Source organism: Ferruginivarius sediminum, from assembly GCF_003344765.1.
Lineage (GTDB): Bacteria > Pseudomonadota > Alphaproteobacteria > Kiloniellales > Rhodovibrionaceae > Ferruginivarius > Ferruginivarius sediminum.
Genome location: NZ_QPMH01000010.1, coordinates 1 through 14,563, shown reverse-complemented (window position 1 = coordinate 14,563; position 14,563 = coordinate 1). Strand labels below are relative to the sequence as shown.

Genomic DNA, 14,563 nt, shown 5'->3' with positions numbered 1-14,563 from the left:
ACGTTCGCCCCGAACGCCGCACGCGACGCCCCCGCAAGTCTACGATCGGTGAGCCAGCGCCCAGAGGTCGCGCGTGATGGAGTGCAGCAACGCGCCTTCAAGCACCACGCGCTCGCCGTGGCGCAGCGTGTCGTCGCTGTAGCGGCTGCGCAGCTTGCTCAGCACCCCGGCGACGCTGTCGGCCGAGGTCGCCGCAATCTCTGCATTGCGCCACATGAGCAGGCGGATCAGCGCATACCGCCTCTCGATGATGCGCTCGCCGCCCTTCATGCCGGTGGCGCGGACGGTCTCCGGCGTCGGAATGTCGAGTAGTTGCAGCCGGATCGCGCGCGCGTCCTTCATCAACTCGTACAGCCGGACATCGTTCCACGCCTCGGCCCCCGGCCCGGCCGCGGACGCGGTTTTCGAGAAAACCCCACCGGCCACCGCGCCGCCAATGCCAGCCAGCAGGGAACGGCGCGCGCAACCCGCCGACCCGCCACCGTTCGCTTCGCCCATACCCTGTTCCCGCTGCGCTGGACAGAAGACACGCCTCCCCCGTTGGCGCACACTTGTCCCGCGCCCCGGTGAGTGGCTAAATGCACACGCTTCGTACCCTTTGGAACACTGCGAGTCAATACATACAATGACACTAACGGGTCGTTTCGTGCCTATTTCGCCCGCACAGTGCCGTGCCGCCCGAGGCATGCTCGACTGGTCCAGGGACGAACTGGCCAACCGCGCCCACGTCGGCCGCCGCACCGTCGTCGATTTCGAACGCGAGGCACGGCAGTGCCAGTACAGCACGCTGCTGGCGATACGGACGGCGTTCGAGGCGGCGGGACTGGCGTTTACAGATGATGGTGGGGTGAAGCCGAGGGGTATGATGTGATGGTTTTCACTTGGCAAGAAGCACCGCACACACAACAAGGCGTTTTTCGAAGGTAATCCAAAACAAGACGCAAGGAGTCGCCTAGACCAGACCCCACCCGCCTCCACTCACGAGGCGGACTTGTTACGCGATAACTATCACTGTACAAACAGCCCGCTACGGCAGCACTGTCCATCTAAAACAGAAAATATTAATATATATTGCAAATATATATTGTTATACTTGTTACGTTTCAAATGCTTATATAATGTTACATAAAAAATATAGACAATATCAAATTAAACCACGTTTTATTAATTCCACATCACCAATTATTTTTTTTATTATATTACATTGATTTTCGTTTATTATGAACTTTTCATTTTTAGGTTCAGTCGCTTCCATCAATTCGGCCATTCCTGCTTTGATGATATCCCGTGCTACTCCATTCTCGATTACACCCTCTACATTTTCATAGGAAAATGATCGCGGAATCTCGACCATCGGTTCGATCCGCAGACCATGGGCGCAAGCACTCGCCAGCAAGGCAAACGCGCACCGCTTTGTTGGCCGCCTTGGTTGCGTGTGTGGTCTAGTCGGACGAATCCAAGAGATTTGAGACGCAGGCTTTACTGGTACGCTTTTTACTGGCCCGATACCTTGTAAATATCGGTTCAACGTAGCGCGCTCTGGGTTATTGTCTGGCTCTCCCGATAATGTGGCAGCGTGTGCCTTAATGGAATGTGGAGCGAGCCCAGAGGAATTTCCACCGCCAGGCGCCAAATTGCTGAGCGTCCCTCCCTCGTGAAGCCGCTTTAATTTTCGAATCAGTTGCGCTTCACGATCCAAGCACGCCTTCTCATTTTCACGACTATAAACACTATCTACACGATACAGTATGTGCTGCCCTATATTATCCATTTTCCTAATAATATTGTTTTTAATTGGGTTTGTTTCGCCAACTGAATGATGTTGACGAGCCTCCATTTCATGATCAAAAATTCGCCGATGAATTCCCTTTCCAACATAAAAGCACGTACCATTCGGCTTACAAAGCAAATATACATAAAATTTCCCAGATATATCTGCTATTTTTTGTTCTATTTCTTTCTTATACCCTTCGAATATCGCCATATCATGCCCCCATTTGCTCTATTTTCAAGATAAATTTTTTAATTATTATGAATTGAAGTTTCATTTGGCAAGGCTATATTTTCATTCTGGCAACCAGTAATCCAAAAAATCTAGATTCCCCCACCGACTGGCATCCCCCTCACGCCAGCCGGTGGGAAACGATCCGAGGGTTCCTACAACCCACCCATGCACATGTACTTGATTTCCAGGAACTCCTCGATGCCGTACTTGGAGCCCTCGCGGCCGATGCCGCTTTCCTTGATGCCGCCGAAGGGGGCGACCTCGTTGGAGATGATGCCGGTGTTGATGCCGACGATGCCATATTCCAGCGCCTCGCCGACGCGCCAGACGCGGCCCAGGTCGCGGGCGTAGAAGTAGGCGGCCAGGCCGTATTGCGTGGCGTTGGCGAGTTCGATCGCCTCTTCTTCGCTCTTGAAGCGGAACAGCGGGGCGACCGGGCCGAAGGTCTCCTCGTCGGTCACCTTCATCTGCGGCGTCACGCCGGTCAGCACGGTGGGCTCGTAGAAGGTGCCGCCCAGTTCGTGGCGCTTGCCGCCGACGGCGACCTTCGCGCCCTTGGCGGTGGCGTCGGCGACGTGCTCCTCCACCTTGGCCAGCGCCTCGGGCCCGATCAGCGGCCCCTGGCCCACGCCCTCCTCGAAGCCGGAGCCGACCTTGAGTTCCTTCACCTTCGCCGTCAGCTTCTCGGCGAAGGCGTCATAGACCGCGTCGTGCACGAAGATGCGGTTGGCGCAGACGCAGGTCTGGCCGGTGTTGCGGAACTTGCACATCATCGCGCCCTCGACCGCCGCGTCGAGGTCGGCATCGTCGAACACGATGAAGGGCGCGTTACCGCCCAGCTCCAGGCTCAGCTTCTTCACCGTGCCCGCGCACTGCTCCATCAGCAGCTTGCCGACCTCGGTAGAGCCGGTGAACGACAGCTTGCGCACCGTCGGGTTACTGGTCAGCTCGCCGCCGATCTCCTTCGCCGGGCCGGTGACGACGTTGAGGATGCCGGCCGGCACGCCGGCGCGCTCCGCCAACTCGGCCAGCGCCAGGGCGCAGAACGGTGTCTCCGCCGCCGGCTTGATCACCACCGGGCAGCCCGCCGCCAGCGCCGGCGCGCACTTGCGGGTGATCATCGCGATGGGGAAGTTCCACGGCGTGATCGACGCGGTGACGCCGATCGGCTGCTTCACCACGACAAGCCGCTTGTCGCCCTGGTGCGGCGGGATGATGTCGCCGTAGACGCGCTTCGCCTCCTCGGCGAACCACTCCACGAAGGAAGCGCCATAGGCCACCTCGCCCCGGCTCTCGGCCAGCGGCTTGCCCTGCTCCGTCGTCATCAGGGCCGCCAGGTCCTCCTGCGCCTGCATGATCAGGTTGAACCAGGTGCGCAGGATGTTCGCCCGCTCCTTCGCGGTCTTGGCGCGCCACGCCGGCCAGGCGCGGTCCGCCGCCTCGATGGCCTCGCGCGTCTCGGCCGCGCCCATGCTGGGAATCGTGCCGATGACCTCGCCGCTGGCCGGGTTCGTCACCTGGATCGTCTCGCCGGAAGCGGCGTCGCGCCACTTCCCGTTCACGTAAGCCTGCTGGCGGAACAGCTTCGCGTCCTGAAGCTTCGGCGCGGCTTTCTCCGCCACGGTCGCATCCGGGCTCATCGTTGCCCTCCTGCTTTGCTGATAGAAATCCGGTATCTCGGTTCGAAGCCAGTATAACGGGCCGAGGGCGGGCGCGAAAAGGCCGCTGGTCGCCCTCACCCTCGACCTGAGGGACGCGAGCCCTACTCCACCGTCACCGACTTCGCGAGGTTGCGCGGCTGATCCACGTCGGTGCCCTTGATGACGGCCGTGTGGTAGGCCAGAAGCTGCACCGGGATCGCATAGAGGATCGGCGCGACGAAGGGATCGACCTCCGGCAGTTCGACGGTATAGGCCGCCTCGTCGCCCAGCCGCTCCAGCCCGGCCTTGTCGGAGAACAGGATCACGCGGCCGCCACGGGCGTTCGTCTCCTGCACGTTGGAGGCGATCTTGTCGAACAGCGGGCCGGAGGGCGCGCAGACCACCACCGGGACGTTCTCGTCGATGAGCGCGATGGGACCGTGCTTCATCTCGCCGGCGGCATAGCCCTCGGCGTGGATATAGCTGATCTCCTTCAGCTTCAGCGCGCCTTCCAGCGCCAGCGGATACATATTGCCCCGGCCCAGGTAGAGCACGTCGCGCGCCTCGGCGACCCAGTTCGCGATCTCGCGCATCTTGCCGTCGTGGTTCAGCACCTCCGAAGCGCGCGAGGGCACCTCGATCAACGCCTCGGTCAGCGCCGCCTCGCGCGCCGGATCGATGGTGCCGCGTGCCCGGCCGATGCCGATGGCAAGGCAGGCCAGCACCGTAAGCTGGGTCGTGAACGCCTTGGTGGACGCCACGCCGATCTCCGGCCCGGCCAGCGTTTGCAGCACGCCGTCGGAATCGCGGGCGATGCTGCTCTCCGCCGCGTTGACGACCGAGAGCGTGCGCTGGCCGTGATCGCGGGCGTACTGCAACGCGCCAAGAGTGTCGGCGGTCTCGCCCGACTGCGAGATGAACAGCGACAGGCCGCCCTCGGGCAGCGGCGGCTCGCGGTAGCGCAGTTCGGAGGCGATATCCAGTTCCACCGGCTGCCGCGCCACCTGCTCCAGCCAGTACTTGGCGACCATGCCGGCGTAGAACGCGGTGCCGCAGGCGGTGATAGTGACGCGCGGCAGATTGCCCAGGTCAAACGACAGCTCCGGCAGCGTGACCTTGCGGCCCAGCGGGTTCAGGAAGGCGTGCAGCGTGTCGCCGATGACCGCCGGCTGCTCGAAGATCTCCTTCAGCATGAAGTGGCGGTACTCGCCCTTGCCGATCATGGCGCCGGAGAGCGCGGTCTGCTTCACCGGGCGGTCGACGGCCGCACCCGTCTCGTCGTGAACTTGCGCGCCGCCGGGCGTCAGCTCAACCCAGTCGCCTTCCTCCAGATAGCAGATGCGGTTGGTGAGCGGGGCAAGCGCCAGCGCGTCGGAGCCCAGGTACATCTCGCCGTCGCCATAGCCGACCGCCAGCGGGCTGCCCCGCCGTGCGCCGATCATGATGTCGTGCCGGCCGGCGAACACGATGGCCAGTGCGAAGGCCCCCTCCAGCCGCTTCAGGGCGCCGGACACGGCCTCGGACGGGGATTTCTGCTGTTGCAGTTCATCGGTGATGAGATGGACCACGACCTCGGTGTCGGTCTCGGTCTCGAAGGCGTAGCCCTTGGCCTCCAACTCGCCGCGCAGGTCGCGGAAGTTCTCGATGATGCCGTTGTGGACGACGGCGACGCGGTCGTTCGCGTGGGGATGCGCGTTGGATACGGTGGGACGCCCGTGCGTCGCCCAGCGCGTGTGGCCGATGCCCAGCGTGCCGTCGATGGGCTCGCGCTCCACCCGCTCGCGCAGGTTGGCCAGCTTGCCCTCCGCCCGGCGCCGCTCGATCCGGCCGTTCACCAGCGTCGCGATGCCGGCGGAATCGTAGCCGCGGTACTCCAGGCGATGCAGCCCGTCCAGCAGCAGCGGCGCGACCGGCTTGTCGCCGATGATCCCGATGATTCCGCACATCCCCGTCTACCCCTTAGCCGATGTCGTCTTGCGCGCCGCCTTTTCCGCATTTCGCATTTCACGGAAGCGTTTGGCGGCGCCGTCCCGGTTGCTCTGCTGTCCTCGCGCGACAGCGATGGCGTCGTCGGGCACGTCCTGCGTTACCGTACTGCCGGCCCCGACGATGGCGCCCGCGCCGATCCGCACCGGCGCCACCAGCGCCGTGTTGGAGCCGATGAAGGCGCCAGCCCCGATGGTCGTGCGGTGCTTGCCGAAGCCGTCGTAGTTGCAGGTGATGGTGCCGGCCCCGATGTTCGCCTCCTCGCCAACCTCGGTATCACCAAGATAGCTCAGGTGATTGGCCTTTGCGCCTCGCCCAAGAGAGGCATTCTTGATCTCCACGAAATTGCCGACGCGCGCGCCCTCTCCCACCATCGCGCCGGGGCGCAGCCGGGCATAGGGCCCGACGACGGCGCCGGCGGACAGCGTCGCGCCCTCCAGGTGCGAGAACGATTTGATCTCGGCGCCCTCGCCGACGCTGACACCGGGGCCGAAAACGACATGCGGGTGGACGATCACGTCGGGCGCGATGGCGGTATCGTGGCAGAAAAACACGGTCTCTGGTGCCACCAGCGTCACGCCGTTCCTCATGTGCCGGGTGCGTAGCCGCGTTTGCATGGCGGCCTCGGCTTGCGCCAGTTCGGCGCGGGTGTTGATGCCCTGCACCTCGCTCTCGGCCGCAAGCCGCAGCGCACAGTGCTCCCCGCCGGTGCGGGCGAGGCCGACGACGTCGGTCAGGTAGTACTCGCCCTTGGCGTTGTCGTTGCCGACCCGCTCCAGCAGGCGGAACAGCAGCGGCGCCCCGACGCACAGCATGCCGGCGTTGCAGATATCAACCGCCAGCTCTTCCGTCGTGGCGTCCTTGGCCTCGACGATGCGGGCGACGTCGCCGCCGTCGTCACGGATCAGGCGGCCGTAGCTGCCGGGCTCAGCCGCCTGGAAGCCCAGGACGGCCAGCCCGTGCCGCTCGTCGCGCGCCTCACGAAGGCTATGAAGCGCCGCCGGCGTGATCAACGGCGTGTCCCCGCAGACCACAAGGACGTCAGCGTCCGGATCGTCCGCCAAGTCGCCCAGCGCCGGCCGCGCGGCCATCACGGCATGGCCGGTGCCCAGCCGCTCTTCCTGCACGACCGTCGTGTGCGGCGCGGCCGCCGCCTCGACCTGCGTCATGCCGGGGCCGATGACGACGGCAACCCTGTCTGGAGAGAGTTCGGCGACGGCGTCGAGCACGTGGTTCACCATCGCCTTGCCCGCGACGGCGTGCAAAACCTTCGGCATGCTGGAACGCATGCGCGTGCCGAGCCCAGCCGCGAGCACGACGACAGCGAGTTTTCTGGTGGTCATCTGAGAATCGACCGCGCCTGAATGTTGTCAACCGGAACGAATCGCGGCGCAGTCTGGCACGCAGCCGGCAACGCCGCAAATCACGGCGTGTTTCACCATGTTGCGGGCCGCGATTCAAACCAGCGTCAAAGTATCCGGCCAGGTCGTCAATCCTGTTCGGTGGGCCGCTCGTTGGCAGTGCTCGGCGGCGCCTCGCCCAGGCGCTTTTTCAGGGCCGACCAGGATTCGTCGAACTCCTTTTTGGCCTTGTCCCAGGCCTCGCCGGTGGCGTCCTGCAAGTCGCTCCAGTCCTCCTTGGCGTTCTGCCAGAGCTGCTGGACGGACATGTCGCCGGATTCGCCGCTGGCGGCCGTATCCTTGCCCTGGCCGGTGCCGTCGGCGTCGCCCTCGGCGGCGATCGCGGTGCCGGACAGACCGAGCGCCAGGATCAGGGCGATGGCTGAAAGGCGTTGCATGCGTTCCTCCTTGTCGTTGCCATCACAAATCGATCAAGTGCCGCCTGTTAGATGGGGCGTGCGAAAGTGCGCTGCTCGTGTCAAAAGCGTGCAGCCTGGAAACGCCATGACACACCGGCCCGAGTATAAGGAATGGAGACGCGCCCTATGGCTCCCGTGCTGCTTTGCGACCTGGACGGCACGCTCGTCGACACCGTGGCGGATCTGACGGTGGCGTTGAACCGCCTCCTGACCGAGCGCGGGCTTGGTACGCTGCCGCAGCGGCGCGTGCGCGGTCTCGTCGGCCGTGGCGCCGCGCGGCTGGTCGAATCCGGCCTCGCGGAGATGGGCGGCGCCGTCGGCCCGGACGGGCTATCGGCGTGCGTCGCCCGGTTTCTGGAGATCTACGAGGCCGCGCCTGCGGTGCACAGCCGTCCGTACCCCGGCGTCATCGAGACGCTGACTTCGCTGCGCGCCGCCGGCTGGCGCCTTGGCGTCTGCACCAACAAGCCGCAGGCGCCCAGCGAGGCGATCCTGGACGCGTTCGAGCTGTCGCCCTTCTTCGAGGCCGTCGGCGGCGGCGACCGCTTTCCCGTGCGCAAGCCGGACGGCGGCCATCTGCATGCGACGCTGGAGTTGATCATGGGCGGCGACGCCAAGGCGGCGCGAGCCGTGCTGGTGGGCGACAGCCGCACCGACCTGGACGCGGCACGAAACGCCAGGCTGCCCGTGGTGCTGGTGGATTACGGCTATACCGACGTTCCAGCGGCCGAACTGGGCGGTGATGCGGTTATATCCAGCTTCGCCGCGCTGCCGGAGGCGCTGGAGGGAATTGTAGCCGATGGCCCGTCTACTTTGCCCAGGACCATTCCGCCGATGCAGTGAACCCGCCCACGGCGGGTGCGGTCTCGGCAATTAAGGAAGAAATCATAATCGATCAATGCGGTTGGCGCCTGCCTATTCATTTCGATATTGGATACTCGTCTCTACAACGTTAACGGCCCGTGAGCGGCGAAGAGGTACACCGCCGTCGCCGAAGCGACAGTCGTTACAAGTCCGATTCGCTTGGCCACGGGAAAGAGCAGAAAGAGAGCCGCCACGCCGGCGCCCCCGACGATTGGCCGCGCCGCGATCTCCGACACAGCGCAATAGGCGCCGAGGTTGATGAACACCGCCACCGGCAACAGGGTATCGATCTTCTCGATCGTACGGTTCGACACTGGCAGCGGAATAAAAGCTGGTGCAACGCGAACAATGAGACTGACAGCCACCAGCATGACGATACCTATCACAACGACGGTGCTCATTGCGATTTCTCCCATACATAGCTCAAAATTCCGAATGACACGGCTATGCTGGGAATCCAGAAGTAACGCATGCCGAGGACAGCCATAAGGACCAGCGCTATCGCGATTCCTGCAGCCACCGCCGCCACACGTCCGGTGACCGGCCACCCTTCATTCGGCTTGAGGAACGCAACGACGTTGAATGCACTCAGCATGAAGAGCAGCGCACTGATGGGAAACGTAAGGCCGATGAAATAGGGGCGGAGGGTCTCGGGAATCAGTCCCGCGGCAAGAACCCCGACGACCGTCGAACCGGTCCAGGCCGCCACGATGGTCAAGCGCACGGCAAGACGCTGTGTGACGTCGTCTTCCCGCGATTCAGCGGCGTAGGATTCATCGCTTACGCAGTGCGCCATCGCCGCTTTCGGCAACGCCTTCAGCTTGAGTGGCCGCGAGGCCGAAAGAGACATCGGTATATAGCGTAGGTTCATGCACAGGATGATGAAGAAGATTACCGGATAGCCGACGTCTTCTTGAATGAATCGAAGGAATGCGAACTGCCCGCTGCCGGTGAAGGCGAGAACGCCCATAACAAGGAGTTCGTGGGCGCGCCAGTTGACCTGGTCCGCCAGGACGCCGAACAGCATGCCGACGGGGAACAGGGCGATACCGACGGGCACCGCCCTCCCAAGCGCCTGACTTACCCGCAATCTCGCGGAAACCGCCTGCGACTGTACCGACATCCGTCGTCCCTTCTCGATTCGCGAGTTCTTCGCATCATCTGATATGGCATGACCTCGGAACATGCAACCGCATGGTGCGTCAGGCACCGCGGAATCCCACAGAACAAGGCATCACGGGCAGAAATGCCGTGCCGACAAGGTATACCCTGCGGCTTCGATCCTGGGACACCCGGAAGGCCGCGGGGCAGCAGGACGCATGCGGGCTCTAGTACCCGGTGTCCGCACTTGCGGGATTATCCCTCCAGGCACGCGCAGCCGGCATTCCTGTTCCGGCTCATACCCGTGCCCGGTTTACGAGGCGCCAATCCGGCGATCAGGGTCTCGTCCTTGTTCGTGAGGACGCTCGTGTTCGGGCAGATTATATCCAAGTGATACTGTGTGTACGGCGTCAGTCCGAGCCCGAAGTGCAACGTTCCGCCATTGCCGCCGAAGGTTTCGTTCATCGCCACGTTGCCCGGGAACATTGTCAGCGTCGTGTTGATGGCGAAACCAAGCTCCCATACCTTCCGGTAACGCGAATCGGTTTCGAACATCGCGTTCAGGACATCCGCGGCGTCTTGCGCCTCCTTGCCGGGCACGTCGATTTTTTCGACGACGCCATCGGCTACCGTAGCGATGACGGGCGTGTTCTCCATGGTGGCGAGCTTCTTATGGAGCCTGGCCTGGTCCGCGCGCGTGTACGATGGCGCTCCGTTGTGAAGGATCGGATACCCCTGGAGCGCGATCGTCCCGTTGACGGCGAGGTTCAGCTCGTCATCGAAATCCATGATCCTTAGCGGAAGAACGCTGATCTCGCCTGGAGGGGCAAGCTGCTGCTCGCCGGATCCGATCGGGCCGGCCTGCTCGCTCCAGAAGTAACTCTCGTCCTGATGGTCGAAGCGAGCCTCCGTGCCGTTGACCGGATCGACAATCCGCAGGTATTCCGCCTCACTGCCGATGTCGAAGAACCGGTCGGCGAAAGCTTGCTGCGCGTCCGGATCGGTTCGCTCCAGAACGCCCAGGAAATGCTTGATGGTTTCGAAATCCGTAGGCGTCGAATTACAGGCCATTGCAATTAGCTTGCGCTGTGCGCCGAGCCTATCTTGCGGCGGGGATTTAAAGAATGCGAATGGCGACACCACCAGGACATGTGCCTTCTCAGGTATTCGGGAGTCCAGTAGGTCCTCGAAGGTGTCCTCGGAGGTGAAGGGGATAATCTGAAAGCCGGCGTAACCCTCACTCTCGACAACGTCGAATTTGTCAAGTATGTCCGGGTTCGTGATCAGGCAGAAGACGGCGCCGTCGGGTTCGCCGAACTGGCGGATGTTGGATGGGGTGATCTGTATCTCACTCAATGTTCCACCTCGTGAGTCCGTATTTCAGGCGGCGCGAGCGGTGGGTCGGCCACCCTCGCCTGTCGCGGGAGCGGGAAGGGGCAATGCCCCTTCCCGTCAGTCTGTCGGATTAGCCCAGCAGGGTGCCGAGGTACTCCGCGTTCTTCTTACGGTTCTTCATCGGAAAACTCCGTATTCAAGATGAGTTGTGCCTCATTGGCACGGGCAGGAATGCCCTAACGAATGCGGTTTCGCGCCACTCTTTTCGACGCAATATTTTTGTGGTTTTCTGCAACTATTGCGCGCTTTTCATTATTTCCTGTCGACAGAAGGTAGCGTGCCTACAGCTCGCATTAGTTGCAATACTTGTTCTGTCGACTATCACAAAAATGTGATTTCAAACGAATGCCGACACGCACGAGACAGCCTATGTGAGGCCGCACTTCAGGAGATGCGTCCGGGGGGGGGGGGCCAACGACCGGCCGTTCGGTTCTGTTTACAGGGAACGTCAGGCGGCAATACCGTTAAACAGCGAACAGCCCTTGACACCCTGCCGCCGCCTCACCTAGATAAGCGGCGCCGTCGGCGGCGGGCGTAAGGGCGCGTAGCTCAGCGGGAGAGCGCCTCGTTCACACCGAGGAGGTCCCTGGTTCAATCCCAGGCGCGCCCACCATCAAAGTTTCCTGGCTGGTCAACCACTTAGCCAGGTTCTGGTCTAGCCGAAAGCACGAGCGAAACTCAGGCGGTCCCACTGTGGTCACACCGTCGAAGGGACACGCTCGTCATGGCCAGCATCCGTAAGCACCGCGAGAAGTGGCAGGTTCAGGTTCGCCGCCAGGGCTCCAAGCCGATCAGCAAGACATTCCACCGCAAGGCCGACGCGCAAGCCTGGGCACGGAAGATGGAGCAGGAAGCCGACCAGGAGGGCATCCTGGTAGACCGGAGGTCGCTGAAGACCACCACGGTCAGTGACCTTCTGGACCGCTACGGCCGCGAGATCACCCCCCGTAAGAAGGCTGCCAAGACTGAGAGGGGGCTTGTGGACGGCCTTAAGCGGCGCAGCTTTGCGAGCGTCAACCTGCTATCAGCCACACCACAGGTCTTCTCTGGCTACCGTGACAGCCGTTTGAGCGAAGTGTCAGGAGCCACGGTTCGCCGCGAGTTTGACATTCTGCACCACGTGTTCGCCGTGGCCATGAAGGAGTGGGGCATCCCCTTATCCGCGAACCCACTGGCAACTGTCCGTAAGCCTTCACTCGGCAGCCTCTTCGTCTTCTCCGTTATCAGGTAATCCAAGTTCTTGAGGGGCAGGAAGCTGAGGTTGTTTTTCACGCTCCTCACCAGTCCGCCATAGCTTACTGATCGATCCTGTTACGCGCTCCATCAGGGCGACAGCAGGTCTTAGATTCTTGGCGCTCTGACCAACCGCCTCAGTCATTGTCGTCAGAGCCTCACTGGCAGAGGCAACACGGGTCCTGTTTCGGTCTACCTCGTTCTGTAGCTGGTTGAGTTTTGCAAAAATTCGTTCCTTCAGCGCCTCATCGACTTCGGCTGCGTCCACATGCTTACGAATATTCGCTATGTATGACGAGACTTTCTGCTTCCAACTCTCGTCAAGAGATACGAACTGATTCCTGAGGCTGTTATCGAGATCGAAGATGTTTCGATTGTACATCTTAATCATGAATCTCTCGACCTGGAATAAGTTCTCCCGAATTTCCTCGATGTCCGCTTCCCTTGGGTTCTCCGGTATCTGAATGTCCGGGAAGCCATCGATTTCAAGAGTATCCGCTAGGAGCTTCGCTTGCTCCATGTACAACACGGCCTGATAGGCCCTTTGTGGATTAAGATCACTCACGTTAACACGCTGATTCAGGGCCCTTTGGTAGAAAAGCGCTTCTCGATTCATGACCATTTCACCCTCAGCTCGTCCCCTTCCACGATACGGCTCAGAGAGCGCAGCGAAGAATTAGAACTACAGCACACGTTTTACCAAAAACTAAGCCGTCATGGCGCGTTTAGCCTTGTTATCAGTTCTCTCAGATTTGCCTATACCGAAACCAAGTGTGATTGCCACTAGATAGGCACGGGTAGCATAGCGGGATGTGGGACTCCAGAGGACCCACGGGTCTAGGCACCCCGGGGTACGGCGGGCGCCACCCCACGACTTCGAGCTTCTCGGCTTTCGCCCCCATTGTTGCTGTTGGTGGTGCCTCGGGGCCCGCGTGTCTTGAATGGGGCCCCAACGCCACCTCACCACCCCCGGGGCCCACGCCTCCACGGGTGCCCGCCCGTGCCCTTCGCGGGTCCCATAGAGCCCCCGCAGGAGTCCCGTTCCAGGCGGACTCGGGCGGCGCCCAATGTGGCTCACTCAGCGGCCTGAGCGGCCCTGTCGCGGGCCTGTTGGCTCCGCTCCTCGTTCAGCTTCATGAGCCGCGCAAGCGCGTCCTCATCGCTGATGTCCTCTGGCCATCCGTAGGCCACAGCGACCGCCCGGTCCAACTCCCGGTGCGCGTTGTCGAGCCACGTTGGCCGCTCGGCATACAAGCGCCCTAGCGTCCGCTTCCTATAGTCGATTTCGGCCTTCTCACTAAGAGGCACCAGTCGTGGGGGATAGCCTGAAACCACCTCCGGTTCCTCCCTGACTAGCTCTGGAGGATAAAGCCACCGGCGTCTCAACTGGAGCAGACGCTCGGCTGCCTCGGACACCCGTGCCCCTCGCGGATCATTCTCGCACGTGGCACTGGGCATCTGAGGCGTCAGCCCCTCCGGAAAAGGATAAGTAAGGAAAACTGACTGATTTGAGTAGGTCATGTCATTTCCTTGACCTATCCAGCTACACGTACGCCTAGTCCAATACTCGTGAAAGCGAGAACTCAGCAAACCGAAGAAAAATAAGTCACCCCTCGCGAAAGCTACCAATTTTTGGTCCGGAAGAAAGGCAATGTCCAGGATGTCAAAAATCCGATAGCTTGATACCATTGGGGTTGCGATAAAATGAGTTAACCCTCTAAAAGCTCTACGCATCGCGGGCCTTGGTCTAGCGTGTCGCCACCAAATCTCTCTTTCGTTTTTCGCACGTACAGCATACTCTCCGTCTTCATTAAGGCGAAATCTGAAAGGTTTGACGTTGTTCTTTACGTACTCAAATGGCACCTCATAGCAAGCGGCTTCCTCTTCGGTCATCTCTGCGCCGAAATCTACAACCCACTTATCCCCTCTGTTTCCGTTAAAATCATCACCATTGAAGGTGCGTTTTAAGACGTCAGAGTTTGGTTGGCCGTTTACATTAAGCGGCTCTTGCAGCCACTCCCTGGCAGTATTTGCAGACACCTCGAATGGACCATTTAGTATAACCCCAACAAAAGAGACGTTCTTATTCTCTTCTAGCTTCTCTCTTTTGGTAACGTCTACTGTGCCCGATGTAAGATCGGAAAAAATGAAGCCTACGTATTTACCATTGAGCCGAGCGCTAACACTGCTCTTGTTGGAAAAACAGATCAAAGATACCCGAACAGCAGCACCATCAATAACCCAAGGTTCGTCCGAATACGCATCATAGATAGACGCATTTTCGGCAATCCCGTCCAGGACTTCACGATTTGCGCCCATTCTCACGGAGTTGGTCGCTACCAGACCCGCACGTTTGCAGTGACCAGACTTAATCAGGTCGAGTGACTTCTGAAACCAGTAGAGAACTAACAGGACGCTGAAAAAGTAGCTGACGCCGGCGGTTTGGCGTGATTCCCTCCGGCATGGACGAACGCGGGAGGGACGGATGCGCGGGGACGACGGCCGGTCGGGCAGCCTGTT

Annotated in this window: 14 protein-coding genes and 1 tRNA gene; 4 read left to right on the top strand and 11 right to left on the bottom strand. The window is 61.1% G+C overall.

Annotated features, from left to right (window positions below; translation table 11 throughout):
* Positions 1 to 39: 39 nt before the first annotated feature.
* Complete coding sequence (locus DRB17_RS11665; RefSeq protein ID WP_114582392.1) at positions 40 to 498, bottom strand: hypothetical protein; 459 nt, start codon at positions 496 to 498, stop codon at positions 40 to 42.
* Between the two features lie 187 nt (positions 499 to 685).
* Here DRB17_RS11665 and DRB17_RS11660 point away from each other — a divergent pair, with 187 nt between their 5' ends.
* Positions 686 to 871, top strand: coding sequence for a helix-turn-helix domain-containing protein (locus DRB17_RS11660; protein ID WP_206607867.1), 186 nt, complete (start codon positions 686 to 688; stop codon positions 869 to 871).
* Between the two features lie 273 nt (positions 872 to 1,144).
* Here the strand turns inward: DRB17_RS11660 and DRB17_RS19955 are convergent, their stop codons facing one another.
* From DRB17_RS19955 to DRB17_RS11640, 5 genes are all read right to left on the bottom strand, one after another.
* On the bottom strand, positions 1,145 to 1,984 hold the full coding sequence (locus tag DRB17_RS19955; protein WP_147274890.1) for a GIY-YIG nuclease family protein: 840 nt from the start codon (positions 1,982 to 1,984) through the stop codon (positions 1,145 to 1,147).
* Positions 1,985 to 2,157: 173 nt separating this feature from the next.
* Positions 2,158 to 3,645 carry an NADP-dependent succinate-semialdehyde dehydrogenase gene (gene gabD, locus DRB17_RS11655; protein ID WP_114582391.1) on the bottom strand — a complete coding sequence of 496 codons (1,488 nt, stop codon included), beginning with the start codon at positions 3,643 to 3,645 and terminating at the stop codon, positions 2,158 to 2,160.
* Positions 3,646 to 3,767: 122 nt separating this feature from the next.
* Entirely contained in the window at positions 3,768 to 5,591 is a 1,824-nt protein-coding gene (gene glmS, locus DRB17_RS11650; RefSeq protein WP_114582390.1) for a glutamine--fructose-6-phosphate transaminase (isomerizing), read from the bottom strand.
* A gap of 6 nt (positions 5,592 to 5,597) precedes the next feature.
* A complete protein-coding gene (gene glmU, locus DRB17_RS11645) occupies positions 5,598 to 6,974 on the bottom strand; it encodes a bifunctional UDP-N-acetylglucosamine diphosphorylase/glucosamine-1-phosphate N-acetyltransferase GlmU (RefSeq protein ID WP_114582389.1) in 1,377 nt (458 codons plus the stop codon).
* A gap of 146 nt (positions 6,975 to 7,120) precedes the next feature.
* A complete protein-coding gene (locus tag DRB17_RS11640) occupies positions 7,121 to 7,429 on the bottom strand; it encodes a hypothetical protein (protein ID WP_114582388.1) in 309 nt (102 codons plus the stop codon).
* 147 nt (positions 7,430 to 7,576) lie between these two features.
* Between DRB17_RS11640 and DRB17_RS11635 the strand changes: the two genes are divergently transcribed.
* Positions 7,577 to 8,293: an HAD-IA family hydrolase gene (locus DRB17_RS11635; protein WP_206607866.1), complete on the top strand. Its 717-nt coding sequence runs from the start codon at positions 7,577 to 7,579 to the stop codon at positions 8,291 to 8,293.
* Positions 8,294 to 8,394: 101 nt separating this feature from the next.
* Here DRB17_RS11635 and DRB17_RS11630 read toward each other — a convergent pair whose 3' ends face one another.
* The 3 genes from DRB17_RS11630 to DRB17_RS11620 form a co-directional block, all read right to left on the bottom strand.
* Positions 8,395 to 8,715: a hypothetical protein gene (locus tag DRB17_RS11630; RefSeq protein WP_114582386.1), complete on the bottom strand. Its 321-nt coding sequence runs from the start codon at positions 8,713 to 8,715 to the stop codon at positions 8,395 to 8,397.
* Positions 8,712 to 9,437 (bottom strand): AzlC family ABC transporter permease, encoded by a 726-nt coding sequence (locus DRB17_RS11625; protein WP_161958797.1) that lies wholly within the window; start codon positions 9,435 to 9,437, stop codon positions 8,712 to 8,714. The genes DRB17_RS11630 and DRB17_RS11625 overlap by 4 nt, the downstream gene beginning before the upstream one ends.
* A 233-nt stretch (positions 9,438 to 9,670) precedes the next feature.
* A complete protein-coding gene (locus DRB17_RS11620; RefSeq protein ID WP_114582384.1) occupies positions 9,671 to 10,771 on the bottom strand; it encodes a M29 family metallopeptidase in 1,101 nt (366 codons plus the stop codon).
* Between the two features lie 577 nt (positions 10,772 to 11,348).
* On the opposite strand from DRB17_RS11620, the gene DRB17_RS11615 reads away from it, so the two are divergent.
* Positions 11,349 to 11,423 (top strand) — tRNA-Val (locus tag DRB17_RS11615).
* A 111-nt stretch (positions 11,424 to 11,534) separates the two neighbouring features.
* Positions 11,535 to 12,041 (top strand): site-specific integrase, encoded by a 507-nt coding sequence (locus tag DRB17_RS11610; protein WP_114582383.1) that lies wholly within the window; start codon positions 11,535 to 11,537, stop codon positions 12,039 to 12,041.
* On the opposite strand, the gene DRB17_RS11605 is transcribed toward DRB17_RS11610, so the two are convergent.
* Together DRB17_RS11605 and DRB17_RS19950 are read right to left on the bottom strand one after the other, a co-directional pair.
* Positions 12,003 to 12,659 carry a hypothetical protein gene (locus DRB17_RS11605; RefSeq protein ID WP_147274889.1) on the bottom strand — a complete coding sequence of 219 codons (657 nt, stop codon included), beginning with the start codon at positions 12,657 to 12,659 and terminating at the stop codon, positions 12,003 to 12,005. The genes DRB17_RS11610 and DRB17_RS11605 overlap by 39 nt on opposite strands.
* A 458-nt stretch (positions 12,660 to 13,117) precedes the next feature.
* A partial coding sequence (locus DRB17_RS19950) for a class I SAM-dependent DNA methyltransferase (RefSeq protein ID WP_206607865.1) occupies positions 13,118 to 14,563 on the bottom strand: 1,446 nt, incomplete at its 5' end.